Origin of the sequence: Pseudomonas paraeruginosa (assembly GCF_003025345.2) — a bacterium.
GTDB lineage: Bacteria > Pseudomonadota > Gammaproteobacteria > Pseudomonadales > Pseudomonadaceae > Pseudomonas > Pseudomonas paraeruginosa.
The window spans coordinates 2,554,449-2,579,809 of record NZ_CP020560.1 but is presented as its reverse complement, the minus strand read 5'-3'; the positions used below and the strand labels follow the sequence as shown (position 1 = coordinate 2,579,809).

At 67.4% G+C, this 25,361-nt stretch carries 19 protein-coding genes and 4 pseudogenes; 8 read left to right on the top strand and 15 right to left on the bottom strand.

The window, feature by feature from the left end; genetic code table 11:
• The first annotated feature begins 47 nt into the window (after positions 1-47).
• Complete coding sequence (gene ptaA / locus B7D75_RS12520; RefSeq protein WP_058174206.1) at positions 48-1,169, top strand: pyoverdine biosynthesis transaminase PtaA; 1,122 nt, start codon at positions 48-50, stop codon at positions 1,167-1,169.
• Between the two features lie 149 nt (positions 1,170-1,318).
• Here the strand turns inward: ptaA and tpx are convergent, their stop codons facing one another.
• The 3 genes from tpx to B7D75_RS12505 form a co-directional block, all read right to left on the bottom strand.
• A complete protein-coding gene (tpx, locus tag B7D75_RS12515) occupies positions 1,319-1,816 on the bottom strand; it encodes a thiol peroxidase (RefSeq protein WP_003152652.1) in 498 nt (165 codons plus the stop codon).
• A 135-nt stretch (positions 1,817-1,951) separates the two neighbouring features.
• Positions 1,952-3,295 (bottom strand): alanine/glycine:cation symporter family protein, encoded by a 1,344-nt coding sequence (locus B7D75_RS12510; protein ID WP_034080440.1) that lies wholly within the window; start codon positions 3,293-3,295, stop codon positions 1,952-1,954.
• Positions 3,296-3,450: 155 nt separating this feature from the next.
• A complete protein-coding gene (locus tag B7D75_RS12505) occupies positions 3,451-4,362 on the bottom strand; it encodes a LysR family transcriptional regulator (protein WP_034080441.1) in 912 nt (303 codons plus the stop codon).
• A 118-nt stretch (positions 4,363-4,480) separates the two neighbouring features.
• Between B7D75_RS12505 and B7D75_RS12500 the strand changes: the two genes are divergently transcribed.
• Positions 4,481-5,476, top strand: a complete 996-nt coding sequence (locus B7D75_RS12500) for an aldo/keto reductase (protein ID WP_107114056.1) — start codon at positions 4,481-4,483, stop codon at positions 5,474-5,476.
• Positions 5,477-5,706: 230 nt separating this feature from the next.
• Here the strand turns inward: B7D75_RS12500 and B7D75_RS12495 are convergent, their stop codons facing one another.
• The 9 genes and pseudogenes from B7D75_RS12495 to B7D75_RS12455 form a co-directional block, all read right to left on the bottom strand.
• Complete coding sequence (locus B7D75_RS12495) at positions 5,707-6,642, bottom strand: phosphatidate cytidylyltransferase (protein ID WP_012075533.1); 936 nt, start codon at positions 6,640-6,642, stop codon at positions 5,707-5,709.
• A 1-nt stretch (position 6,643) separates the two neighbouring features.
• A complete protein-coding gene (locus B7D75_RS12490; protein WP_107114055.1) occupies positions 6,644-7,273 on the bottom strand; it encodes a lysophospholipid acyltransferase family protein in 630 nt (209 codons plus the stop codon).
• A gap of 11 nt (positions 7,274-7,284) precedes the next feature.
• Positions 7,285-7,737, bottom strand: coding sequence for a hypothetical protein (locus B7D75_RS12485; RefSeq protein ID WP_053817126.1), 453 nt, complete (start codon positions 7,735-7,737; stop codon positions 7,285-7,287).
• Complete coding sequence (locus B7D75_RS12480) at positions 7,730-9,079, bottom strand: phosphatase PAP2/dual specificity phosphatase family protein (protein WP_058174211.1); 1,350 nt, start codon at positions 9,077-9,079, stop codon at positions 7,730-7,732. Before B7D75_RS12480 ends, B7D75_RS12485 begins: the two co-directional genes overlap by 8 nt.
• Positions 9,079-10,839 (bottom strand): bifunctional alpha/beta hydrolase/class I SAM-dependent methyltransferase, encoded by a 1,761-nt coding sequence (locus B7D75_RS12475; RefSeq protein ID WP_034080448.1) that lies wholly within the window; start codon positions 10,837-10,839, stop codon positions 9,079-9,081. The genes B7D75_RS12480 and B7D75_RS12475 overlap by 1 nt, the downstream gene beginning before the upstream one ends.
• A gap of 88 nt (positions 10,840-10,927) precedes the next feature.
• The gene (locus B7D75_RS12470) at positions 10,928-11,563 is read right to left on the bottom strand and encodes a CDP-alcohol phosphatidyltransferase family protein (RefSeq protein ID WP_034080450.1); all 636 of its coding nucleotides are present in this window, start codon (positions 11,561-11,563) and stop codon (positions 10,928-10,930) included.
• Positions 11,564-11,699: 136 nt separating this feature from the next.
• A complete protein-coding gene (locus B7D75_RS12465) occupies positions 11,700-15,365 on the bottom strand; it encodes a translocation/assembly module TamB domain-containing protein (RefSeq protein WP_107114054.1) in 3,666 nt (1,221 codons plus the stop codon).
• Complete coding sequence (locus B7D75_RS12460) at positions 15,362-17,101, bottom strand: autotransporter assembly complex protein TamA (RefSeq protein WP_074197429.1); 1,740 nt, start codon at positions 17,099-17,101, stop codon at positions 15,362-15,364. Before B7D75_RS12460 ends, B7D75_RS12465 begins: the two co-directional genes overlap by 4 nt.
• Before the next feature lie 132 nt (positions 17,102-17,233).
• Positions 17,234-17,947 (bottom strand): annotated as a pseudogene (locus B7D75_RS12455) (GNAT family N-acetyltransferase).
• A gap of 143 nt (positions 17,948-18,090) precedes the next feature.
• Here B7D75_RS12455 and xthA point away from each other — a divergent pair.
• Positions 18,091-18,903 carry an exodeoxyribonuclease III gene (gene xthA, locus B7D75_RS12450; protein ID WP_043099144.1) on the top strand — a complete coding sequence of 271 codons (813 nt, stop codon included), beginning with the start codon at positions 18,091-18,093 and terminating at the stop codon, positions 18,901-18,903.
• 45 nt (positions 18,904-18,948) lie between these two features.
• Here xthA and B7D75_RS12445 read toward each other — a convergent pair whose 3' ends face one another.
• Complete coding sequence (locus tag B7D75_RS12445) at positions 18,949-19,281, bottom strand: YegP family protein (RefSeq protein WP_034080455.1); 333 nt, start codon at positions 19,279-19,281, stop codon at positions 18,949-18,951.
• A 296-nt stretch (positions 19,282-19,577) separates the two neighbouring features.
• Positions 19,578-19,722: pseudogene (locus B7D75_RS29755) on the bottom strand (VOC family protein); the annotation flags it as partial.
• On the opposite strand from B7D75_RS29755, the pseudogene B7D75_RS12440 reads away from it, so the two are divergent.
• The 4 genes and pseudogenes from B7D75_RS12440 to B7D75_RS12425 form a co-directional block, all read left to right on the top strand.
• Positions 19,712-20,102, top strand: a pseudogene (locus B7D75_RS12440) (LysR substrate-binding domain-containing protein); the annotation flags it as partial. The pseudogenes B7D75_RS29755 and B7D75_RS12440 sit on opposite strands and share 11 nt — an antisense overlap.
• 67 nt (positions 20,103-20,169) lie before the next feature.
• Positions 20,170-21,567 carry a substrate-binding domain-containing protein gene (locus tag B7D75_RS12435; protein WP_074197427.1) on the top strand — a complete coding sequence of 466 codons (1,398 nt, stop codon included), beginning with the start codon at positions 20,170-20,172 and terminating at the stop codon, positions 21,565-21,567.
• A 157-nt stretch (positions 21,568-21,724) separates the two neighbouring features.
• Positions 21,725-22,765, top strand: coding sequence for a TerC family protein (locus B7D75_RS12430; protein WP_003149342.1), 1,041 nt, complete (start codon positions 21,725-21,727; stop codon positions 22,763-22,765).
• The gene (locus B7D75_RS12425; RefSeq protein ID WP_003149340.1) at positions 22,722-22,913 is read left to right on the top strand and encodes a hypothetical protein; all 192 of its coding nucleotides are present in this window, start codon (positions 22,722-22,724) and stop codon (positions 22,911-22,913) included. The genes B7D75_RS12430 and B7D75_RS12425 overlap by 44 nt, the downstream gene beginning before the upstream one ends.
• Positions 22,914-22,952: 39 nt before the next feature.
• Here the strand turns inward: B7D75_RS12425 and B7D75_RS12420 are convergent.
• A pseudogene (locus B7D75_RS12420) lies at positions 22,953-24,181 on the bottom strand (acyl-CoA dehydrogenase).
• 173 nt (positions 24,182-24,354) lie between these two features.
• Here B7D75_RS12420 and B7D75_RS12415 point away from each other — a divergent pair.
• Positions 24,355-25,287 (top strand): LysR family transcriptional regulator, encoded by a 933-nt coding sequence (locus B7D75_RS12415; RefSeq protein WP_003149336.1) that lies wholly within the window; start codon positions 24,355-24,357, stop codon positions 25,285-25,287.
• Positions 25,288-25,361 lie beyond the last annotated feature (74 nt).

Sequence of the window (25,361 nt, the reverse complement as noted above, 5' to 3'; positions counted from 1 at the left end):
AGGAACCACCCGCACGCCTGACCTACTTGCTACACGGAGGTGAACCTATGCCCGCTTTGAGTCGCCGTTCGTTCGTCACCCTGACCGCCCTGGCCTCCAGCAGCGCATTGCTGAGTCCGGCGGCGTTCGCCGGCACCGGCAGGAAAACTGCCGCGGAACCGCAGGAAATATTTCTGGATTTCAACGAAAGTCCCTACGGCCCCTCCGCCAGGGCCAGGGCCGCCATGCAGGAGGCTGCCCCGCTCTGCGGTCGCTACGACTATGACACCCAGGACGCCCTGGTCGGCCTGTTCGCCAAGCAGAACGACGTTCCCGCGGAATGCGTGCACGCCTACTGCGGCTCGCGCCAGCCGCTGCAGTACGCCATCGCGGCGTTCACCGGCAAGGCGCGCAGCCTGGTCATGGCCGATCCTTCCTATGACTCGGTGGCCAGCGCCGCACAGGCCCAGGAAGCGCAGGTGCATGCGGTGGCCCTGGACGGCGAGGCGAGCCACGATATCGAACGCATGCTCGCCGCGGCGCAGCAGGATGCCGGACTGATCTACATCTGCAATCCGAACAACCCGACCGGCACCCTCACCCCGCACGAGCGGATCGTCCAGGCCATCGAGCGCAAGCCGGCGCACAGCGTGGTACTGGTCGACGAGGCCTACATCCATTTTTCCGATGCGCCGAGCGTCATCGGCCTGGCCGCCCGGCGCAAGGACCTGCTGGTCCTGCGCACCTTCTCCAAGCTCTACGGCATGGCCGGTGCCCGGCTAGGCCTGGCGATCGGACATCCCGAACTGCTGGCCCGGCTGGAGCGCTTCGGCGGCCACAACGTGGTGCCCTCGCCCACCGCCCACGCCGGCCTGGAAAGCCTGCGCGAGGGCGAACTGGTGCCACGGCGCAAGCGGCAGAACGCGGAGATCCGCGAGCGCACCATCGCCTGGCTGCGCCAGCAGGGGTTCCGCTGCACCGCCTCGCAGTCCAATTGCTTCATGGTGGATATGCGCCGCCCCGCCGAGATGGTCATCGCCGAGCTGGAAAAGCAGCGGGTGTATGTAGGACGTCCGTGGGCCGCCTGGCCCAACTGGGTGCGCGTGACGGTCGGTAGCGAGGAAGAGATGCGGGCGTTCCAGAGCGCCTTCGCCAGCGTCAGCCGGCGCCACCAGGTGGCCGCGCGCTAGCGCTGCGTCTCTGCGACGCAGGGCGGATGACCGCGCCGCGATTATCCGCCCTGCTCATGACCCTAGGCGAGCGGCCAAGGGATTCGGGTTCGCCCGTTACCAGCCAGCCAGGCTGACGGTCATGGGACGAAGCGGGTTGGCCGTGGGGCTCAGAGAACCGCCAGGGCCGCCGCGTAGTTCGGCTCGTCGGCGATCTCGCCGACCAGCTCGCTGTGCAGCACCTTGTCCTGCTCGTCGAGCACCACCACGGCGCGCGCGGCCAGGCCGGCCAGCGGGCCGCTGGCGATGGCCACGCCATAGTTCTCGAGGAACTCGCGGCCACGCAGGGTCGACAGGTTGACCACGTTCTCCAGGCCCTCGGCGCCGCAGAAGCGCTTCTGCGCGAACGGCAGGTCGGCGGAGATGCACAGCACCACGGTATTGGCCAGCTTGCCGGCCTCGACGTTGAACTTGCGGACCGAGGTGGCGCAGGTCGGAGTGTCGACGCTGGGGAAGATGTTCAGCACCTTGCGCTTGCCGGCGAAGTTTTCCAGGGTCACGTCGGCGAGGTCGCCGCTGACCAGGCTGAAGGCCGGAGCCTGGGCGCCTTTCTGCGGAAGCTGGCCGTCGACGTTGACCGGGTTGCCCTTGAGAGTCACTTGAGCCATTGCGTTGTTCCTTCTTGGTCGGTGAGAGGCCACCCGCCGCAAGGCCGGTGGCGGAAGCATTCGGGGCCGGCGACGATGCTAACACGGTTTACCCGAGCGAAAACCTCGGGTTTGAGCGTCGCCGCGACCACGCGGTCAGGACCTGGCGAAGTACTCCTTGGTCAGGCGGAATACCACCGGGCTGAGCAGCAGCAACGCGATCAGGTTGGGAATCGCCATCAGCGCGTTGAGGGTGTCCGCCACCAGCCAGGCGAAGTCCAGCTGGGTCATGGCACCGAACGGAATCGCCAGGGTCCAGACGATGCGGAACGGCAGGATCGAGCGGGTCCCCGCCAGGTATTCCCAGCAGCGCTCGCCGTAGTAGCTCCAGCCGAGGATGGTGGTGTAGGCGAACACCACCAGGGCCAGCGACAGGATGTAGTGACCGACGCCCGGCATCGCCGCCTCGAACGCCGCCGAGGACAGCGCCGCGCCGCTGGCGCCGCTGGTCCAGACGCCCGAGGTGATGATCGCCAGGCCGGTCAGGCTGCAGATGACCAGGGTGTCAATGAAGGTCCCGAGCATCCCGATCAGGCCGGAACGCACCGCGCTATGCGTGGTGCCGGCGGCCTGGGCGATGCCGGCGGTGCCGAGGCCGGCCTCGTTGGAGAAGATCCCGCGGGCGACGCCGAAGCGGATCGCCGCCATCACCGCCGCGCCGGCGAAGCCGCCGGTGGCGGCGATCGGCGTGAAGGCGTGGGTGAAGATCAGCTGGAACGCACCGGGGATCGCCTCGGCATGGACCACCAGGACGATCACCGAGGCGACGATGTAGCCGACGCACATGAACGGCACCAGCGCCTCGGCGACCTTGCCGATGCGGCGGATGCCGCCGAGAATCACCAGCCCGGTGACGATCATGGTGGCGACCCCGGTGGCCCAGTCCGGCACGCCGAAGGAGACCTCCAGGGCATCGGCCATGCTGTTGACCTGGACCATGTTGCCGATGCCGAAGCCGGCGAGCCCGCCGAACAGGGCGAAGGCCGCGCCGAGCCAGGCCCAGCGCTTGCCGAGACCGTTCTTGATGGCATACATCGGACCGCCGACGTGTTCGTTGCGCTCATCCTTCTCGCGGTAGTGCACCGCCAGCACTACTTCAGAGAACTTGGTGGCCATCCCCACCAGCGCCGTGCACCACATCCAGAACAGCGCGCCCGGACCGCCGAGGAAGATCGCCGTGGCCACCCCGGCGATGTTGCCGGTGCCGACGGTGGCCGCCAGGCAGGTCATCAGCGCCTGGAACGGGCTGATCTCGCCGCTGCTCTCGTCATCCTTGCTGCGCCCCTGCCAGAGCAGGCGAAAACCGACGCCCAGGCGCACCAGGGGCATGAACTTCAGGCCCAGCATCAGGTAAAGGCCGGTGCCGAGAATCAGCACCAGCATCAACGGCCCCCAGACCAAGCCGTTCAGGTCGACCACCCATTTCTGCAAGCTTTCCATCAGCGATCCTTCTTCTTGTTCGAATGATTGCGGCCCACCGGCGACGCACATCCGCAAAGCGGACGGATATCCCGGCGCGACAGGCCAAGGCTGCCGATCCTATCGAGGTTTTCCGGCTGAAATCGAGAAAAATCTTCGTGCGCAAAACCCGCGTCTCATTGCGCCTCGTCGGCCGGCTGGCGACCGAAGAGTTCCACCAGCCAGTCGACCAGCACCCGCACCCGCGGCGAAAGCTGGCGCTGCGAGGGATACAGGACGTGCAGCGGCAGCGTCGGCGGCAGCCATTCGCCGAGGACCTCGCGGAGGCTGCCGTCGGCCAACCCGGGCTCGACGTGATAACGCGGCGCCTGGATCAGCCCCAGGCCGGCCCGGCACGCCGCGACGTAGGCATCAGCGTTGTTGACACTGACCCGGCTGCGCATCGGCAGCGTGCGCAGGCGTCCGTCGACGCGGAACTCGAAGTCGAAGGTGCGCCCGCTGGACGGCGACTGGAAGTTCACCGCGAGGTGCCCGGCGAGCTCGTCGAGCCGCATGGGGACGCCATGGCGGCGCAGGTAGGCATCGCTGGCACAGGTCACCTGCGGCAGGTCGATCAGGTGCCGGCCGACCAGGCTGGAGTCGTGCAGTTCGCCGACCCGCAACACGCAGTCCACCCCCTCGCGCAACAGGTCGACCTGGCGATCGTTGCTGCTCAACTGCAGTTCCAGCTCCGGGTAGCGCTCGCAGAACTCCGGCAGGAAGGGAATCACCCGCATCCGCCCCAGCGCGCCCGGCAGATCCACGCGCAAGCGCCCGCGCGGATTGCCGAGGACGCGGGGAAAGCAGCTTTCCGCCTCTTCGAGGTCCGCCAGCAGGCGCACGCACCGCTCGTAGTAGGCCTGGCCGTCGAGGGTCAGGCTGACCTGCCGGGTGGTGCGCTGCAGCAACTGCACGCCGAGGTGCGCCTCCAGTTGCTGGATCGCCTGGGTCACGCTGGCGCGCGGCAACTCCAGGCTGTCCGCGGCCTTGCCGAAGGCACCCAGTTCGACGATCCGGGTGAAGACCTGCATGGCCTGGAAACGATCCATCGGGACCCCTCGATTATTTGGAAAATACGAATAGTAAAACCGCAACCATGGGCTTTATCCAGTTCAATCCAGGACCAAGAATGACGGCGTTTTCTTTTCCTTCCACGAGGCACGCCAGATGAAAACCCGTCGACTCGGCCGCAACGGTCCCTGCGTCTCCGCCATCGGCCTCGGCTGCATGGGCATGACCGACTTCTACACCACCGGCGGCGACCGCCGGGAAGCCATCGCCACCCTGCACCGCGCCCTGGAGCTGGGGCTGAATTTCTTCGACACCGCCGACATGTACGGTCCGTACAGCAACGAGGAACTGCTCGGCGAGGCCCTGCGCGGCAAGCGCGAACAGATATTCCTGGCCAGCAAGTTCGGCATCGTCCGCGACCCGGCCAACCCGGCGGCACGCGGCGTCGACGGCAGCCCGGCGCATATCCGCAAGTCCATCGAGGGCAGCCTGAAACGCCTCGGCACCGACCATCTGGACCTGTACTACCAACACCGCATGGATCCGCAGGTGCCCATCGAAGAGAGCGTCGGCGCCCTCGCCGAACTGGTGCGGGCCGGCAAGATACGCCATATCGGCCTCAGCGAAGCCTCGGCGGCAACCCTCGAGCGCGCCCACAAGGTGCATCCGGTCAGCGCGCTGCAAAGCGAATACTCGCTGTGGACCCGCGATCCGGAAGACACCGAAGTGCTCGCCGCCTGTCGCCGCCTGGGCATCGCCTTCGTTCCCTACAGCCCGCTCGGTCGCGGTTTCCTCACCGGCACACTGAAAAGTCCGGAAGACTTTGCCGCCGACGACTACCGTCGCTTCAGTCCGCGCTTCCAGGGCGAGAACTTCGCGAAGAACCTGAAGCTGGTGGACAAGGTCGGCGAACTGGCCGCGGCCAAGGGCGTGAAACCCTCGCAGCTGGCGCTGGCCTGGGTGCTGGCGCAGGGCGATGAGCTGATCCCGATTCCCGGCACCAAGCAGCGGCGCTACCTGGAAGAGAACGTCGCCGCGGCGGAACTGCGCCTGAGCGCGGCGGAACTGGCCGAACTGGATGCGATCTTCCCCACCGAGGCGGTCGCCGGCAATCGCTATAGCGAGGAAGGCATGCGCCTGGTCAATCTCTGAGACAGTGAAGCTGCGGTCACGTCCCCGTATGCCGGAGCCTGGTTGTAGGGCGAATCACCGCTTGCGGTTATCCGCCGCTTATCCGGGGTTTCGGCGGATACCGCCTGTGGCGGTATCCGCCCTACGGGTCTCTATCGCTCGCAATTTTCTGGCTGCCTACACGGCGGGAAAACGACGACGGGGCGGCCGCCATCGGCAGCCGCCCCGCTCCCCTCGGCGCCAGGCGAACTTCAGGGCGTCCACCAGTAGCGCACCACGTGGAAGAAGATCGGCGCGGCGAAGCACACCGAGTCCAGGCGGTCGAGCATGCCGCCATGGCCTTCGATCATGTGGCCCCAGTCCTTGACCCCGCGGTCGCGCTTGATCGCCGACATCACCAGGCCGCCGAAGAAGCCCAGCAGGTTGATCAGCAACGCGATCAGCGCCGCCTGCCAGAGGTTGAACGGGGTGATCCACCACAGCGAGGCGCCGATGGCGGTGGCCAGGGCGATGCCGCCGACGAAGCCCTCGACGGTCTTCGACGGCGAGAGGTTGGGGGCGATCTTGCGCTTGCCCAGCAGCTTGCCGCAGATGTACTGCATCACGTCGGAGAGCTGCACGACGATCACCAGGTAGGCGATCAGCAGCAGGTTGCGTCCTTCGAAACCGGGGATGTCGAGGGTCAGCAGGGCCGGCACGAAGGAGATGCAGAATACCGCCAGCATCAGGCCCCACTGCACTTTCGAGGCGCGCTCGAGGAAGTGCTTGGTGTCGCCGCCCAGCGAGGCGAGGATCGGCAACAGCAGGAACACGTACACCGGGATGAAGATCGAGAACATGCTGTACCAGTCGATGTAGATCAGCAGGTACTGCATCGGCAGCACGAAGTAGAACGCCGCTACCAGCGCCGGATAGTCGCTGCGCCGGGTCGGGGTGAGGGTGATGAACTCGCGCAGGGCGTAGAACGACACGCCGTAGAACAGCAGGATCACCGCCGCCTGGCCGAGCCAGAAGGCGAAACCGATCACCAGGACCATCGCCCACCAGGCGTTGATCCGCGCGTTGAGGTTGTCGATCACCGCGTTCGGCCCGGGGCCGGCGCGCCACTTGAGGACGAAGCCGGCCAGCGAGGCCAGCACCAGTAGCGCGCCGATACCGCCGAAGAGCATCCAGGTCTGTTCGTTCATCTCAGGCCTCCTCTTCCGGCGCCAGGTCCAGCAAGGCATTGCGCGCCCGCTCGAGGAACGCCTCCTTGCCCTCTTTCGCCGTGGCCACCAGCGGCTTGCCGAAGCTCAGGGTACAGAGCAGCGGCAACGGCAGCATGCGCCCCTTGGGCATGACCCGGTTGAGGTTGGCCAGCCACACCGGCACCAGTTCCACGTCGGGGTGGGCCAGGGACAGGTGGTAGATGCCACTCTTGAACGGCAGCAGCTTCACCTCGTCGTCCAGGTTGCGGGTGCCTTCGGGGAAGAGGATCAGCGAGTCGCCGCCATCCAGGGCCCGGTCGAGGGGCTCCAGCGGGTTGGCGTTGGCGTCGCCGCGCTGGCGATCGATGAGCACGCCGTTGAATACCCTGTTGATCACGTAGCTGCGCAGGCCGGGCTTGTTCCAGTAGTCGGCGCCGGCCACCGGCCGGGTACGTCGGCGCACCTCCGGCGGCAACGAGGCCCAGAGCAGGACGAAGTCACCGTGGCTGCTGTGGTTGGCGTAGTAGATACGCTGCTTGGGAATCGGCGTGGTGCCCAGCCAGAGGCTGCGCAAGCCGGTGATGGCGCGGGCGCCGGCGATGATGCCATAGGCGACGACAGATTCGAGCATGGGAAGACTCTTCAGGTTTGAGCGTTGAGTAGAGGGATCGACAACAGGCACGCCAGGGCCAGCAGGAACTGGACGGCACAGGCCACGGCCTGCCAGCGCAGCAGGCGCAACGCACCCTCGCTGCGCTGCTTCCAGCTACGCCCGGCGGCGTCCACGCGGGCCAGGCCGAGGCCGACCAGGGCCTGGTCCAGCTCGCGGGTCTGCGCCTCCAGCGCGGCGCCGGCGCGGCTGAAGCGCTCGAACAATTCGGCATCCAGGGCTACCCGCAGCGCCCAGTATTTCTGCCACAGGCCGAGCATGGCGACGACCAGCATGAGCGGAGCGAAGTAGCGCCAGCCGCTCCCCTGCAGCGACTGGTACAGGCCCAGGCCGATGGCCAGCAGGGTCAGCGCGGCGGACAGGCGGTCGAGTTCGCGGCCACGGCGCAGCAGCGCCGCCACCAAGGCCAGGGATTGCTCAGGCATGGCGCACCTCGCCCAGTTCCGCCGCTGGCTCCGGCGCGGCCCCGCTCAGCGCCACCAGGGTCCGCCGCTGGGCTTCGCCCAGCACCACCTGCGGGCGCGCCCGGCGCAACACGGCCACGGCCGAATCGACGTCCGCCGCGCGACCGCTGAGCAACAGCCAGGCGGCGACCAGCGTGGCGCTGCGCGAATAGCCCAGGGCACAGGCCACCAGCAGCGGCCCTTGCGCCAGCAGTTCGTCGATCAGCGCGGCGGCGCGCCGGCAGTCCTCGACGTCCGGCGCGACCAGGTCGAGCAATGGCAGGTTGCGATAGGCCAGCCCCTGCGGTTGGCAGGAAAGCTCGGCGGTAGCGTCGAGCAATGCGCGGAAGCGGCCGTCGGCCAGTTCCGCGGACGACGGCAGGCGCCCCAGCCAGAGACCCGGTAGCACCTCGTCCGGCTGCGGGCGACGACAGGTCCAGAGCCAGGCGTTGATCCGCGCGGCGAACAGGTACGGCGCCAGCAGCCAGCGCGCGGCGGCGCTCAGGCGCCCGTCGCGGCCCTTCTGGAAGCCGGCGGCGCCGAACAGCAGGTAGTTCAGCGCCACCAGCGCCAGGGCCAACGCCGGCCAGCACAGCCACAGCGCCGCACCGCCAAGCGCGAAGGCGACGGCGGCGCAGGCCAGCGCGCCGAGGCCGTAGCGAGCAGCCAGCCGCCGCCGTTGCCGGTCGCGGCTCAGGCTGGCGCGGGCGAAGGGCGCGGGCTGCGCCTGCGGCCACAGCCACACGCACAGCCAGCCGGCCAGCGCGCCGGTGGGCACATCGATGAAATGGTGCTGCCAGGTGGTCAGCACCGACAGCCCGATCAGCGCGAACCAGCCATGCAGCAGCCAGCGCCAGGCGCCGCTGGCGTAGCGCGCGTAGCAGACCCAGAGCACTACCAGCAGGGCGATGTGCAGCGACGGTGCCTGGTTGAACGGTTTGTCGAACCCCATCAGCACGTCGAACAGCCAGCCGAACACACCGCCCAGTTCCGGCCGTTCGAAGGTGAAGCGCAGGGGGAACAGCAGGAAGCAGCTCACCGACAGCACCTGGGCGCTGAGCAGGCGCAGGCAGTGGGTGTCCAGCTCGCGCTTGTCCCGCGGCAGCAACAGCGACAGGCCGTAGAGCAGGTCGATCGACCAGTACGGCAGGATGGTCCAGGGCCACAGCGGCATCCCGCGTTCCCAGTCGAAGACCAGGCTGCCGACGTCGCCGCGCTGACTGGTCAACCAGTTGGCCAGGCCATAGCTGGCGAAGAAGAACGGGCCGAGGAACAGCAGCCAGAGCACCGCCCGCTTCAGTACCCCCGGCTCGCGCGGCGCCATCAGCGGGCGACCTTCTGTGCCAGCGATACGCTGAAGATGCCCCACTGGTCGACCCGCTGGGTGATCTTGCGGAAGCCGGCGGCGGCCACCAGCTGGTCCATTTCCGCCTGGGTGCGGCGCCGCATCACCCAGGCCTGGCCCTGGCGGTGGCTGGTCAGCGCACGGGCGATCAGCTCCAGCTGCGGGTGCCAGGGCTGTCCGGTGTAGACCAGGTAGCCACCCTCCTCCAGCGCCTCGCCGAGGCCGGCGAGGGAGTCGCCGACCATGCGGTTGTCGGCGAACAGCTCGTAGAGCCCGGAAACCACCCCGAGGCTCGGTTTCGGTTGCAGCGCCGCCAGGTCGGCGCGATCGAAGGCGTCGCCCTTGACGAAGCGGGCTATGCCGGCGAGGCCCTTGCTTTCGATCAGGGCGCTGCCGTCACGCACGTTGATCTCGCTGTAGTCGCGCAGGAGGATGCTTTCCGGCAGCGGCTCGACGCCTTGCAGGGCTTCGAGGATGTAGCGGCCATGGCCGGCGGCGATGTCGACGATGCGCACCTCGCGCTGCTCCTCGCGCAACCGCTGCATGGCCAGGCGCAGGAGTTCCTCGACGTGCAGCTTGCGCTGGCGGATGCCGCGCCAGCCGATGGAGTCCAGGTAGTTGCGGTCGATCAGGCGACCCAGCGGGCCGGCGCCGGTGGGCTGGTTGCGGTAGACGTAGTCGAGGGTGCTGCCGGAATCGAAGCCGGTGTCGAAGCCCAGCTTGACCCCGTCCGACCACAGGCTGCCCAGGCGCAGGCCGGCACGGGTGGCGCGCCAGTAGAGATCGCGCGGCGAGTTCTTCGGCAACGGCGCGGCCAGCGCCTCGGCCTCGGCGCAGGTATGGCCCAGGCGGTCGGCGTCGAGCAGGCTCGGTCGTTCGGGTGCCGTGGCGAATGCCTCGAGGAGGAAGCGCCGGGCGCGGGCGACGGCCAGGTGACGATCGCGCTCGCCAAGGGTGTCGTGGAAGAAGCCGGGCAGGATGTGCTTTTCCTTGCGCAGGCTGCCGAGACGCTCGAAGAAACGCTCCTGCGGCCCGCGATGGACGACGAAGTCGGCCCCGGAAATCAGCAGTTGGGTGGGAATCTGGATCGCCTGGGCGTCGGCCACCACCCGCTCGGCAGCTTCGTAGAGGCCGAGCAGGACGTTCACCGAGATCGCCTTGGCGATCAGCGGGTCGCTGTCGTAGGAGGCGATCCGCTGCGGATCGTGACTGAGGAAGCGTGCCTTGACATAGCTGTTGACGAAAAAGTTGCCGCGCCACAGGCGCATCAGCTTCAGCCCGCTGCGGGCGAACGGCACGTAGAGCTTGACCTGGAACGCCGGCGAGGCCAACACCAGGGCGCGCACCTTGGGCGCGTAGTCGTGGGCCCAGGTGGAGACCAGCACCGCGCCGACGCTCTGCGCCACTACCGCCATCCGCTCTTCGGCGATGCCGTGGGCGGACTGGATATGGTCGACGAAGGTCTGTACGTCGCGCACGCTGGTGGCGAAGCTCGGACTGTCGCCGCGGGCCCCGGGCGAAAGCCCATGGCCACGGGCGTCCCAGGCGAAGAAGTCGTGTTCCGGCAGGTCGAGTTCGTCGACCAGGTGGGCGATCCGCCCGGAGTGCTCGTGGCCGCGGTGGAACAGCAGCACGGCCTGGCGCGTGCCGTCCGGCGCCGGGCGGCTGGCCGGCCAGTGGCGGTAGAAGAGTTCTACGCCATCGTGGGTGGTGAAACGCAATTCCTGTACGTCGCGCATGTGATGTCCCTATGTCGTTGCCCCTGCCGGAGCCCGGCGGGGTTGCTTCCTGCGGGCGCCCACCTCCATGGCGTTCGCCCGTTCCCTCTCAGGCCTGCCCGTCGCTGCCCGGCCGACCCGCGGCCAGCTCGGCCAGGCCCTGGCGCACACGGTTGCCGATGGTCAGCAGCAACAGGGCCGCGATCAGCAACATCAGCCAGTCGATCCAGGCCAGCGGCAACAGGCCGCTGGCCACCCCGGCGCCGATCACGCCGAAACACAGCGCCCGATCGCTCTTGCCCATCGGCCCGTCGTAGCGGCGCGAGGCGCCGACCATGGTGCCCAGCGCGCCGGCATACTCGCTGATCACCGCCAGCAGCACCACCAGAACCACCCACAGCGGGTTGACTCCCGGCAACAGGGCGAACGGCAGGTACAGGCCGCTGTCGGCGATCACGTCGGTGAGTTCGTTGAGGTAGGCGCCCAGGTCGGATTTCTGTCCGAACTCGCGGGCAAGCATGCCGTCCACCGCGTTCAGCGCCATGCGCAGGAACATCCACAGTGGAACGAGGGCGAACAGCCAGAGATGCTTGGCGAAACCGGCGACCAGCGCGCCGACCAGCAGCGACAGCAGGCAGGCCGCCAGGGTCACCTGGTTGGCACTGATGCCGCGCTGGTAGAGACGCTGCACGCCGGGGCGGAGAAGATTCTGGAAGCGCGGTTTGAGTTGATACACGGAAATCATGTCAGCCAGTCCTTGTGCCGAGTTGCTGCGGGTCCCGACCTGCGGCGGTCGGCGCCCGCTCCATTCTACGACGTCGATGCGCCGCTAAAAGTGACACACTTTTATGCGTTACGCATGGTCCGTATCAGCGCATCCGTCAGAAATCCCGCTTGAAGAACAGGTCCAGCGAACTGGCCAGGCCGCTCGCCGCTTCGAGATAGAGGCGTTTGGTCAACTGGTAGCGCAAGGCGATGGTATTTGCCGGTTCGAACACTCCAACACCATAGCGCAGGCTGAGCTTGTCGGTGATATTCCCACTGGCGACCACGCTGGTGCTGTTGCCGGTGCCCTCGGTGTCCAGCTGGAAGTCCTGGATGCCGAGTTGCCTGGCGATTTCCCCGGTGAGCGGCGCGCTGCCGGCCAGGCCCAGGGCCAGGGCCGCCTCGCCGAGCATGTTGCTGTCTTCGCCGGTGCTCATCGGCCGTCCCAGCACCAGGTAGGACAGCGCCTGCTCCTGGCTCATCGCCGGTTCGGAGAATACCGCGCTGGTCGGCTGCTCGGCGCTGCCGGTCAGGCGCAGGCCGGCAACCACGTCGTCGACCCGGCGGATCGCCTCGATGTCCAGGTACGGCTGGTCGATCGGTCCGGCGAAGAACAGCCGCGCCCTGCGGATCGTCAGGCGCTGGCCGTAGGCGCGATAGCGTCCCTTGTTCAGGTTCAGCTCGCCACGGGTATCCAGGTTGTCGCCGATGTGCAGGTGGCCAGCCAGCTCGGCGCTGAGGCCGAAGCCGGAGAACGCCAGCTTGTCCTGGCCGACCTCGACATCGATGTCCATCTTCATCTTCAGCGGCTGCTGCTCGGGCTGTTCGGAGCCGACGATCACCGCGTCGTCGGAGACCTTGACCGTCGACGGCGGCAACTGGCGGATGGTGATGTCGCCGCGCGGCACCAGGACCTTGCCGGAGATCGCCAGCTCCTGGCCGGCCATGCCGATCTTCAGGTCCGGTTTCACTTCGAGTTGCGCATACGGATCGACCACCACCGGCAGGCGGCTACCGCGGATGTTCAGGGCGACGTTCAGCGCCTCGCCCCAGCTCAGGTTGCCGGACAGGCTGCCCTGGCCATACCTGCCGCTGCGCCAGCCGCCACCGAGTTCCAGGCTTTCGCCGGCGATGCGGGCGTCGAGGGAAAGGTTCTCGAAGCTGGTCGGCAGCTCGCCGCCGCCGATGTCGCCGTCGCTCAGCGTCACCCGGCCGTCGACCCGCGGCGCCAGCAGGCCACCGGACAGCCGGCCGCTGCCGTTCAGCTTGCCTTGCAGTTTCTCCACCATCGGCACGAACGGTCGCGCCACCGACAGGTCGAGGCCGGCCAGGCTGAATTCGCCGCTCAGCGGCTTGCTCGCCGGGCGCGGGTCGATCTGCGCCTGCACCCGCAGCTCGCCGAGCTTCGGTCCGCGGAAGTGGAGGGAGGTATCGACGCGGCTCGGCGCCAGCCGGCTCTCCAGGCGCAGGCTGTCGTAGCCGACGTCGACCCACTGGCCCTGGTCGCGCAGGCGCAGCGTACCGCTGCCGGCGTCCAGGCTGACCACGCCGCTCGGGCCGCGTGCCGGAACGTCCAGTTGCAGGTCGCCGTTCAGCTTGCCCTGCCAGGCGAAATCCTCGGGGAACCATTGCTTCAGGCTGTCCAGCGGGAAGTCGCGCAGGGTGTAGCGCAGCCGCGGCTCGGGCAGCAGGCGCTGCTCGCCGCCGCACAGGCTGGCGGCGCCGGATACCCAGCAATGTGCGCCGAAATCGACCCTGCCGTCGGCCAACCGCTCCAGGCGCGCCGGCTGCTGTAGCCTCCAGTCCTGGCCACCGCTGCTCAATGCGCCGCGTGCCAGGCGACCGCGCCAGTTGCCGTGCTCCAGTTGCCCGTCGAAGGCCAGGCCGAGCTTGAGCAAGGTGCCTTGCAGGTCCAGCTCCAGTTGCTGGCGGCGTTGGTCGCCGCGGGCATTGGCCTTGAACAGGCCGAGGTCGGTTTCGCCGCTGCGCAGGCCGGAAGCGACCAGCGCCAGGGTGCCGTTCTGCCGGGCATCGAGGTTCGCCTGTAGGTCGAGGCCGGCGATGCGCTGCTCGGCGTAGGCGATCTGCTGTCCCTTGAGGCTCAGCCTGCCTTGCGGCGCCGCGAGGCTGCCAGCCAGGTCGAGCCGCCCGTCGAGACGACCGAAGAGTTGCGGCCAAAGCTGGCCGAGACGGTTCAGGGCGATGTCCAGGCGGCCGTGCAGGCGCTGGTCGAGCCCCCCGCTGCCCTGCACCTTGTTGTCGCCCAGGCGCAGGTCGAGGTTGGCCAGCGTCCAGCGCTGCCCCTCGCCTTCGGCGCGCGCCTGGAACAGCGCCGGCTGGCCGCGCAGGCGGCCCTTGACGTCGAGATCCACGCCCAGCGCCAGTCGCTCGTCGCGAAAACTTCCCCGGCTGCGCAAGGGACCGGCCAATGAGCCTGGCAGCTCGGCGACCCAGTACGCCGGATTCAGTTCGCTGAGTTGCAGGGCGGTATCCCAACCCACGCCATTGTCGAAACGCAGCGTCACCCGCCCCTCGGCCTGGCCTTGCCCGGCCCGTAGCTGCAACGACGGCAGGTTGAGCTGGACGAGATCGCCGGACACCGGGCTGGCCAGCGTGAAGTCGCCCGCCGGGCCGCTCGCCGCCGCGCTGAAATTGCCCAGGTAGCGCTGGTCCTGGTAATGCACTTCCGCCTTGAAGGTCTTCAGCGTCACCGGTGGCGGCTCCGCCAGCGGATACAGGCGCAGCCAGGGGAAGTCCTGCCAGTCCAGGGTCGCGTCGGCGGCCAGACTTTCGCGCCAGTCCAGACGTCCGACCAGGTCCAGGCGCTGCTCGCCGCCAGCGTCCAGGCGCAGCTGGCGGATGTCCGCGCCCCGGGCGTCGACCCGTCCGTCCAGGCTCAACGCCACCGCCCCGCCCTCGCCCGGCAGGCTCGCGCCACCGCGGATCAGGTAACCGCTCTTGAGATCGCCACCGGCATCGAGCTGGATGGCATTCAGGGTCAAGGTATCCGGTAGCCCGGCCGCGCCCTTGAAACCGTCGGCGCGAATCAGCAATCGTGCCGGCAGGTTTTCCGCCAGCGCCTGCAATTGCCCTTCCAGGCTGCCGTCCAGGTAACCGCTGCTGCGGCCTTTCAGGGTCAACGCCTTCTGCAGTTCACCGCCGACCTGGACGGCCAGGTTCCATGGCTTGCCTTCGGGAGCGGGCAGGCCGACCGCGGCTTCGGCCTGCAATGGCCAGTCGCCGCTCGGTTGCAGCCGTCCCCTGAGTTCCAGGCTGAGGCCGAAGCCGCGCGCCTTCAGCGCATCGATGTGCAGCCCGTCGGCCAGCCAGCGTGCGCTCAGGTCGAGGTCGGCGACCTGCTCGTTGCCATCCAGCAGGAAGCTGCCGATCGCCACCTCGCCGAGTTCGACGCTCAGCGGCAGCTGCAGTGTCGGCAGTTCGACCGGCCCGCTGGGGGCGCCGTCGTCGCTCGGCGGCAGGATCAGTTCGACCCGTTCCGCCGCCACTTGCTTCAGGCACAGGCGCAGGCTCGCCAGGCAACCCGGCGACCAGTCCAGCGCCGGCCGCTCGAGGACCAGCTGCGTGCCGTCCTGCGCCCAGGACAGACGCTCCGCCCGCCAGGCGCCGCCAAGGCGTCCGTCGAAGCCGGCAACCTGCAGGCCCGGCACCCGATCGAGCAGCCAGGCACTGCCGGCCTGGGTGCCGAGCAGCGCGACGAGCCCCAGGAGCAGCAGGACAAGCAGGCCGAACACGGCCAGCAGGATGATCTTCAGCGCCTTCACAGTTCGGGCCCCATGGAGAAGTGCAGGCGGAAACCGCCGTCGTCGTCGAGCGCGTGGGCCAGGTCGAGGCGCAACGGGCCGACCGGCGAGACCCAGCGCACGCCGAAGCCGACCCCGGTCTTGATCGAGGGGAAATCCAGCGAGTTGAAGGCGTTGCCCTGGTCGACGAAGGTCGCCAGGCGCCAGCGCTCGGCCAGCGGATATTGATACTCGACACTGCCGGCGATCATGTAGCGGCCGCCGATCTTGTCGCCATCGGAGTTCTCCGGCGACAGCGTCCGGTAGTCGTAGCCGCGCACGCTCTGGTCGCCGCCGGCGAAGAAGCGCAGCGAGGGCGGGATCGACTTGTAGTCGTTGGTGGCGATCCCGCCTACCTGCAGGCGGCCGAGCAGGCGATGGCCGCCGGCGAAGCTGGTCAGGCCCTTGGCCATGGCGTCGACGTGCACCACGTCGGCGTCGGCCAGGAAGCCCTCCTTCGCGCCCTTGACGTTGAATTGCAGGCGGTAGCCATGGCTGGGGTCGACCTTGTTGTCGGTCTCCAGGATCGAGTAGCCGATCCCGGGCATGAGGAAGCTGCTCAGGCCGGAATCATCACCGAGCTTGTATTCCTCGCGCATCCAGTTCAGCGAGACTACCCGCTGCCAGCCATCGGGGCGCTTGCTGTGCCATTCGCCGCCGAGGGTCAGCAGCTTGCTCTCGGTGTCGACCAGGTCTTCGAACTGGTAGCCGCTGGTGAAGCGCAGCTTGTCGGTGAGTGGTGGATCGAGGGGGATCTCGTACCAGGCGCCGACGTTCTGCCGGGGCGCGGAAATTTCCGACTCGAAGCCCAGGCTGTGCCCTTCGGCGTTGACCCAGTGGCGGGTCCAGTTGAACCGCGCGCGCGCGCCGACGTCGGTGGAGAATCCGAGGCCGACACCCATGGTCCTGGGCTTGCGCGCATCCAGCCGGACCGCTACCGGAATCGCCTGGCGAGCGCCGTCGGCCTGCGCCTGGGTCGGTGCGGCGTCGACCCGCACGCCCTCGAAGTAGCCGCTGGATTGCAGGTTCTGGTTGAGCTCGGCGATCAGTTCGGAGTCGTAGGGTTGGCCGGCCTTGAACGGCACCATGCGCCGCAACAGTTCTTCGTCGATGATGGAGTCGCCATCGAAGCGGACCTTGCCGAAGGTGTAGCGCTGGCCGCTGTCGTAGACCAGGTCGATATCGGCGATGCCGGCGCGCGGATCGATGCTCAGGCGCTGGGTGGTGAAGCGGCCCTGGAAGAAGCCGTAGCGCGAGGCCTGGTTCTGGATCAGCCGCTTGGCGTCCTCGTAGACGCCCTGGTTCAGCTTCGCGCCCGGTTTCAGCTGCTTGCCCGACGGCAAGCGGAAGCTCTCCAGGCTGGCGGCCTCGCCGAGCACCTGAATATTCACCTGGCGCAGGCGCACCGGCTCGCCGGGCGTGACCTTGAGCGTCAGCTTCGGCGGCTTGCCGTCCTTGACCTCGCTGTCGACCTGCGCCTGGAAATAGCCGAGCGCCTGCGCGGCCTTTTCCGCCTGGGCCTCGGCGTTGCGGCGAAAACGCTGCAATGCCGCCTCGTCCCGCTCGCCCAGGCTACCCACGTAGGCCTCGATGTTGGCCTTCAGGGCACTGTTGGCGGGGGTGACACGCACGCTGAGCTGGCTCTCCGCGAAGGCGGCCGTACTCAGGCACAGCAGCCCGGTCAGCGGGAACCGGAGCAATCCTTGAGTCAGTCTCATGGCGCGGATGCTACGCAGGCGGCTGGCGCGCGTCCATATTTGCGCGGACGCCGGCGACGACCTCCCGCCGTTCTGGTTTTATGACGCCAAGCGCCTGACAGGCATGGTTTTTCCGCATACCCCAGGCATGCCTCAGGCGGCGTTCGAGGATGCCCCCGGATGCAGCAGGACATGCTCGCGCACCGCCCCCAGCGTCACCTCGCCGATCTCCCGGTAGCCATGCCGCTGGTAGAAATCGAGATAGCGCGTATTGCCGGTGTCCAGCACCAGCCCCTGTGACCGGGAGTCCTCGGCGCACCAGCGCTGCACCGCCGCCAGCAATTGCTCGCCGATCTGCCGGCCCTGGAACTCCGGGTGCACGCCGAGCATCGGCAAGCGATGATGCGGCCCGGGTGGCAGGCAGGCCTGCACCGCCCGCTGGTAGTCCAGGTAGCGCCGGGTGGCGGCCAGGCCGACGCTGAACAGCATGCGCAGGCGCCAGGCCCAGCTTTCAGTGATCTCCAGGCGCCGCTGCGGTGGCGTGATCAGCGCCGCCGCCACCAGCCGGTCGTCCATGAACAGGCCGATGGCCGGCAACTCCTCACCGAGATGCCGGTTGACCAACTCCCGCACGCTGGCGCGCACACGCTGGTCGTAGCCGGCGCGCTGGGCGTTCATCAGGTAGGCGAAGGTCGGTTCGTGGCGGTAGGCGTGGTAGAAAAGTGAACGGACTTCACGGCTGTAGCCGTCGTCGAGCAGACGGATATCGGTGACCTGATCGGGCATGGACGGGTGTTCCTTGTCGGCCGTCGGCGCAGCGACGCGCGGCTGCGCCACGGCGTTTGCTCGTGTGGATGGCCGGGCCATCCCCGTTCGCGGCAGACCACCGGGCCGGCAAAGCGCGCAGCCACACAGCCATCGAGTACCGGCGGACACTAGCACAGCGCCTCCGGGGTCGCCAGGAAACGTCCGGCTGGGCTAGCATTCCTGTTTTTGCCAGGACGCCCACCATGAAAATCGTCTCGTTCAATATCAACGGTCTGCGCGCCCGGCCGCACCAACTGGCGGCGCTGATCGAGCGGCACCAGCCCGACGTGATCGGGTTGCAGGAAACCAAGGTCGCCGACGACCAGTTTCCGCAGGCCGAGATCGAGGCGCTCGGCTACCACGTCCACTACCACGGGCAGAAAGGCCACTATGGCGTCGCCCTGCTCTCCCGCCAGGCACCGCTGGAACTGCATCGTGGCTTCCCGAGCGACGGCGAGGAATCCCAGCGGCGCTTCATCTGGGGTACCTTCGCCGATGCCCAGGGCAATCCGCTCACCGTGATGAACGGTTATTTCCCGCAGGGCGAGAATCGTGACCATCCGACCAAGTTCCCGGCCAAACAGCGCTTCTACGCCGACCTCCAGTTGTTGCTGGAAAACAGCTTCAAGCCCGAGCAGGCGCTGGTGGTGATGGGCGACATCAATATCTCCCCGGAGGACTGCGACATCGGCATCGGCGAGGAAAACCGCAAGCGCTGGCTGAAGACCGGCAAGTGCAGCTTCCTCCCGGAAGAACGCGAATGGCTGGCGACCCTGAAGAACTGGGGCCTGGTGGACAGCTTCCGGGCCCTGAACCCGGAGGTGAACGACCGCTTCAGCTGGTTCGACTACCGCAGCCGCGGCTTCGAGGACACCCCCAAACGCGGTCTGCGCATCGATGTGATCCTGGCCAGCCGGGCGCTGCAATCACGCTTCAGGGATGCCGGCATCGACTACGACCTGCGCGGCATGGAGAAACCCTCCGACCACGCGCCGATCTGGCTGGAACTGGCCTGAGGGCCATCGAGAAAGGCCCATCCGCGGATGGGCCTTGCGCCGTGTTCAGGCGGCGTCCTTGACCAGGGTGGTCTGGCCGACCTCGGCGATCAGGCTGATCGCTTCGCGCCGGGCCGCCTCGGAGTCGTACAAGTGGCTGGTGACCAGCACCTCCTTCTCCGCACCGCGCAGGACGAAGTAGTTCTTCCCACCCGAGTGGATGAGCTTCTGGTAACGCTCCTCCTGGCCGCAGTGACGACGGAACTCCCCGATCGCCCTCTCGACCGTCTCGCGGTCGTCGTATAGCCCGCTTTCCAGCAGAGTCGAACCGTCCCCGGACTTCAGACGGAAGCGGAAGGTTCCGCTGGTGTTTGCCTTCAACTCGTACCAACTGCTCATGACTGCTCCTTACTGGCGATGCAGCGGGTCACACATGCTCCGGCGACAACCGGCCGGACAAAAGCATGCCGGCCACCCCCGCGCTGGGCAGGGGCGGCGCTCGACCGACAATGTAAAAACCGCATGGCGACGCGGAGCCCGGGCATCCACGTCAGGGGCAGCACCTTAGCGGTAATGCTCGGAAAGATATGCAGGGAAATTCCTAATATTCAGTAGGAATTGACACTCTCAGTTGAAACCCTTTGCCAGCGGTCCCTTCAGTTCGCCCCGTCCGGATCGAGGAAGTACAGCACTCAGCCGTCACCCTCGGCGCCGAAGGGTTCTCCACGGGCACCTGCGGACCAGGCCGAAGCGCTCCAGGTGGGCGACCAGCGCAACCTCGCCGAACGGCTCGATGCGCACGCGGAAATGCTCCATGTTGCGCCCCTTCGCGGCGCCGGCCTACCTCGGGCAGCGTGGCCAACCGCTGCGGCCGGCGGCCCTGCGCGAGCACGAGTGCATCCGCTTCAGCCTCTCCGGCCATGCCGACCGCTGGACCTTCCGCAAGGACTGCGAGCGCATAGCGATGCCTATCACCGGGCGTTACCGGGTGTCCTCCAGCCTGGCGGTGCGCGATGCCCTGCTCGCCGGCTTCGGCTTGAGCCTGATCCCACGACTGTACGTACAGGCGGAACTGGCCGAAGGCCGCCTGGTTGAATTGCTGAATGGAAGGCCGACGAGACGGCGATCCACGCGTTCTATCCGGCGCGCCAGCTGGCCGGCAAGACGCGTGCCGTCCTCGACTCTCTGAGCGAGGAATGGCGCAATGCCATGATCGCTAGGCGCTGTAACCTTAGCGTCACCCGTCTGACTTAATCTCGCCGGCAAATTCCTCCCCCACAGAAGACGATGCCCGCGATGCCACACCGCCAGTGCGCCAGTGACAAAGACCTCTGGAGCCGTACCCTGAGCCTGGTTTTCCTCGGATTCCTCTGTTACGCCTTTCCCTGGACGGTATTCGCCGGCGAACCGCTGCCGATTCCACCGGACGGCTCGCCGGCGCTGCACATCCAGGGCTCCAACACCATCGGCGCGAAGCTGTTGCCGGCGCTGCTGGAGGGTCTGCTCGAAGAAGAAGGCTTCGACGCCATCCAGCGCACACCCGGGGAGCGCGAGAACGAGCTGCGCCTGATTGCAAGGGGGGCCGACGGACGCCAGGTGCGGGTGGACCTTTCCGCCCACGGCACCAGCACCGGCTTCGCCGCCCTGCTCGAACGCAGCGCCGAACTGGCGGCAGCCTCGCGTCCGGTCAAGGACAGCGAGGCCCGGGCCCTGGCCGGCTTCGGCGACCTGCGCAGCCCTTATGCCGAACAGGTGATCGCCATCGACGGGCTGGCGATCATCCTCCACCCCGACAATCCGCTGGCCTCGCTGACCACCGCGCAGCTGGCGGCGGTCTTCGCCGGCGAGGTGCGCACCTGGGAAGCGCTCGGCGGCAAGGGCGGCGCCATCCGCCTGTACGCCCGCGACGAGCAGTCCGGCACCTACGACACCTTCAGGGAGCTGGTCCTGGCGAGCCACGGCAAGAGTCTCTCCGCCGACGCCCGGCGCTTCGAATCCAACGACCGGCTGTCCGCCGCGGTCGCCGCCGACCCGCACGCCATCGGCTTCGTCGGCGTCGCCTCGGTGGGCGGCGCCCGGCCGCTGGCCGTCGCCGATGGCGAATCGTTGCCGATGGCGCCGCTGGAGAGCCTGATCGCCACCGAGGACTACCCGCTTTCGCGACGCCTGTTCCTCTACCAGAAGCCCGGCGAGAAGAATCCCTGGGCGCAGGCCCTGGTGCGCTTCGCCCAGAGCCCGCGCGGCCAGGCGATCGTCACCCGCAGCGGCTTCGTCGCCCAGCGGATCCAGGCGGTACAGGTCGCCCCGCGCCCGCAGATGCCCGCCGAGTATCGCCAGCTGGCGGAACAGGCGCGGCGCCTGACGGTGAACTTCCGCTTCCAGGAAGGCAGCGCGTTGCTCGACAACAAGGCACTGCTCGACGTCCAGCGTTTGCTCGACTACCTACGGCAGAATCAGAAGATGCGCAAACGGACGGTGCTGGTCGGCTTCGGCGACCCCAAGTCCGACGCCGAGCGCTCGGTACTGCTTTCGCGCCTGCGCGCCATGGCCGTGCGCCGCGAGCTGGCCCGCGGCGGGGTGAGCTTCCGCGAAATCGTCGGCTTCGGCGACGAGCTGCCGGTCGCCAGCAACGAACAGGAAGCGGGCCGGCAGAAGAATCGGCGGGTGGAGGTATGGGTCTACTGAGCGCCTCCCGCTGTAGCACTTTGTAACCTCGACGCTTTGCCGTACTCCGGAGGCTGGTTTATTTTTCCCGGGTGACTGCGGGCCCCTCTGACGGTAAGCGATTACCGCCATGTCGGAGTCACATGACTATCCGACAATTCGAAGCGAGGGGGCCCCAATGGCAGCTCTGCATGCATTTCTCACCGAACCGTTCCTCGGTACGGCTACCTGGTTCTGGCTGGCCTTCCTGGCCATCGTCATCGTCCTGCTGGTTCTCGACCTCGGCGTGCTGCAACGCGACCACCACGAAATCGGCGTGCGCGAAAGCCTGCTGCTGTCCGCCGGCTACTTCGCCTGCGGCCTGGCCTTCGGCGGCTGGGTCTGGTACGCCTTCGGCCCGACCAGCGCGGTGGAATACTACACCGGCTTCCTGGTCGAGCAGTCGCTGTCGATGGACAACGTGTTCGTCATGGCGATGATCTTCAGTTTCTTCGGCATCCCCCGCCGCTACCAGCACCAGGTGCTGTTCTGGGGCATCCTCGGCGCCATCGTCCTGCGGGCGATCATGATCGGCCTGGGCGCCGCGCTGGTGAAGGAATTCGACTGGATCATGTACGTGTTCGGCGCCTTCCTGCTGTTCAGCGGCGTGAAGATGCTGTTCAACAAGCACGAGGAAGAACCCGACCTGGAGCACAACCCGGTGCTGCGCTTCCTGCGCAAGCACATGCGGGTGACCAAGGAACTGCACGAACATCATTTCTTCGTCCGCCTGCCGGACGCCAGCGGCAAGCTGGTGCGCTACGCCACGCCGCTGTTCTTCGCCCTGGTGCTGATCGAACTGGCCGACCTGGTGTTCGCGGTGGACAGCGTGCCGGCGATCTTCGCCATCACCCAGGACCCGTTCATCGTCTATACCTCGAACATCTTCGCCATCCTCGGCCTGCGCGCCCTGTACTTCTCGCTGGCGGCGATGATCCACCGCTTCGTCTACCTGAAGTACGCCCTGGCCCTGGTCCTGGTGTTCATCGGCGCGAAGATCATGCTCCACGGCGTGATCGGCAAGATTCCCGCCGGCCTCTCGCTTGGCGTAACCTTCGGCCTTCTGGCGGGCGGCATCCTGCTGTCCCTGCTGAAGACCCGCACGCCGAAAGTCACTGCCGAGGACAAGGACCCGCATGCCGAAAACGCTCTGGATCGAACGTCTGGACACCCACGCTGAACCCTTCTGGCGGGTCCGCCTGGGTACGCGCGGAATCTGTTTCCGCAACGAGCGGGCGGCTCGCGAGTTCGCCGCCCTGCTGCACAGCCGCCGCGCATGGCAGCTGGAACGCAACGCCGAAGAGAAAGGGGCCGAGGCCCCGGAATGAAAAAGGCCCGCGGATGCGGGCCTTTTTTGCTGGCGGCACTCAACGACCGCTGCGCAGCATCTCCCTGGGCACGTACTTGCCCAGCTCGAACTTGCCGATCGCCGCGCGGTGCACCTCGTCCGGGCCATCGGCCAGGCGCAGGGTACGCTGCATGGCGTACCAGTAGGCCAGCGGGAAGTCGTTGGAAACCCCGGCACCACCGTGCATCTGGATCGCCCGGTCGATCACCTTCAGCGCCACGTTGGGCGCCACCACCTTGATCTGGGCGATCTCGCTCTGGGCGATCTTGTTGCCCACGGTATCCATCATGTAGGCGGCCTGCAGGGTGAGCAGGCGCGCCATGTTGATCTCCATCCGCGAATCGGCGATGTGGTCGATGTTGCCGCCCAGGCGCGCCAGCGGCTTGCCGAAGGCGGTGCGGCTGACCGCGCGCTTGCACATCAGTTCGAGGGCGCGCTCGGCCATGCCGATGGAGCGCATGCAGTGATGGATGCGGCCCGGGCCGAGGCGCCCCTGGGCGATCTCGAAGCCTCGCCCCTCGCCGAGGATGACGTTCTCGTAGGGCACCCGCACGTTCTCGAACAGCACTTCGGCGTGGCCGTGCGGCGCGTCGTCGTAGCCGAACACCGGCAGCGGTCGGAGGATCTTCACCCCAGGGGTGTCGACCGGTACCAGGATCATCGAATGCTGCTGGTGGCGCGGCGCATCCGGGTTGGTCAGGCCCATGAAGATCAGGATCCTGCAGCGCGGATCGCAGGCGCCGGAGGTCCACCACTTGCGTCCGTTGATCACCCAGTCGTCGCCCTGGCGCTCGGCGCGCGCCTCCATGTTGGTCGCGTCGGACGAGGCCACGCCCGGTTCGGTCATGGCGAAGGCCGAGCGGATCTCGCCGCTGAGCAGCGGCTCCAGCCAGGCGCGCTTCTGCTCTTCGCTGCCGTAGCGCACCAGCACTTCCATGTTGCCGGTATCCGGCGCGGCGCAGTTGAACGGCTCCGGGCCGATCAGCGAACGGCCCATGATTTCCGCCAGCGGTGCGTACTCGTGGTTGGCCAGCCCGGCGCCATATTCGGATTCGGGAAGGAACAGGTTCCACAACCCCTCGGCCTTGGCCTTGGCCTTCAGCTCTTCCATGATCGCCGTCGGCTGCCAGCGATCGCCCTCGGCGACCTGGCGTTCGAACACGGCCTCGGCGGGATAGACATGCGCTTCCATGAACGCGCTGACGCGTTCACGCAGCTCCTGGACCTTGGGGAATAGGCGAAATCCATGGGGGATACCTTCTGACGGGTTGGCAGGCGAGGCATCGGACAAAGGTGCTGGTAACGATGCCGGAACAGGGCTTAAGATTTGCCCAGTCTATTTTTTCCGTCCATGAACATTCATGATCCATATGGGGGTCATCCAAACCCCCAATAACAAGAAAAGTCGCGGAGCCAGTGCCATGAACCTGAACAAAGTCGACCTGAACCTGTTCATCGTGTTCGATGCGATCTACACCGAAGCCAACCTGACCCGTGCCGGGCAGATCGTCGGCATCACCCAGCCGGCCGTGTCCAACGCCCTCTCGCGCCTGCGCGAGACCTTCAACGACCCGCTTTTCGTGCGCACCGCCCAGGGCATGGTACCGACGCCGATGGCGCAGAACATCATCGGCCCGGTGCGCAACGCGCTGCAGTTGCTGCGGGTTTCGGTGCAGGAGAGCCGCAGCTTCGATCCGCAGCAGGCGAACAAGACCTACCGCATCAGCATGACCGACCTCACCGAGGCGGTCATCCTCCCCCCGCTGTTCCAGCGCCTGCGCCGCCTGGCGCCGAACGTGCATATCGAGAGCTTCCTCGCCAAGCGCCGCGAGACCACCAAGGAACTGGCCGCCGGTCGCCTCGATTTCGCCGTCGACGCGCCGCTGAACACCGACCCGCAGGTGCGCCACGTCAAGCTCATGGAGGACCGCTACGTCTGCGCCATGCGCCGCGGTCACCCGCTGGCGGGCAAGCCGAAGCTGGCCCTGGAGGACTACCTGGGCCTGACCCACATACATATCTCCAGCCGCCGCAGCGGCCTCGGCTACATCGACCTGGCGCTGGGCAAGATGGGCATCCAGCGCAAGATCGCGCTGCGCTCGCAGCATTACCTGATGGCATCCACGGTGGTCCAGCAGACCGACATGGCGATGACCGTGCCGGAGCGCTTCGCCCGTCACCACGACCTGCACTACGCGGCGCTGCCGGTGAGCGACGTGCCGAAGCTGGAAACCCATCTGTACTGGCACGAGAGCACCGACCAGGACCCGGCCAACCGCTGGATGCGCGAACAGATCATCGAGCTGTGCCAGCAGGTCACCGCGCGCGAGAACAAGGCGGCGCAGCCGGCGTGAGCGGCTGCCCAGGAGCGTAGGGCGAACGACGCCCAGGCGTTTGCTTCCGAGGTGCCTCACCGCGCCCTCCCCTG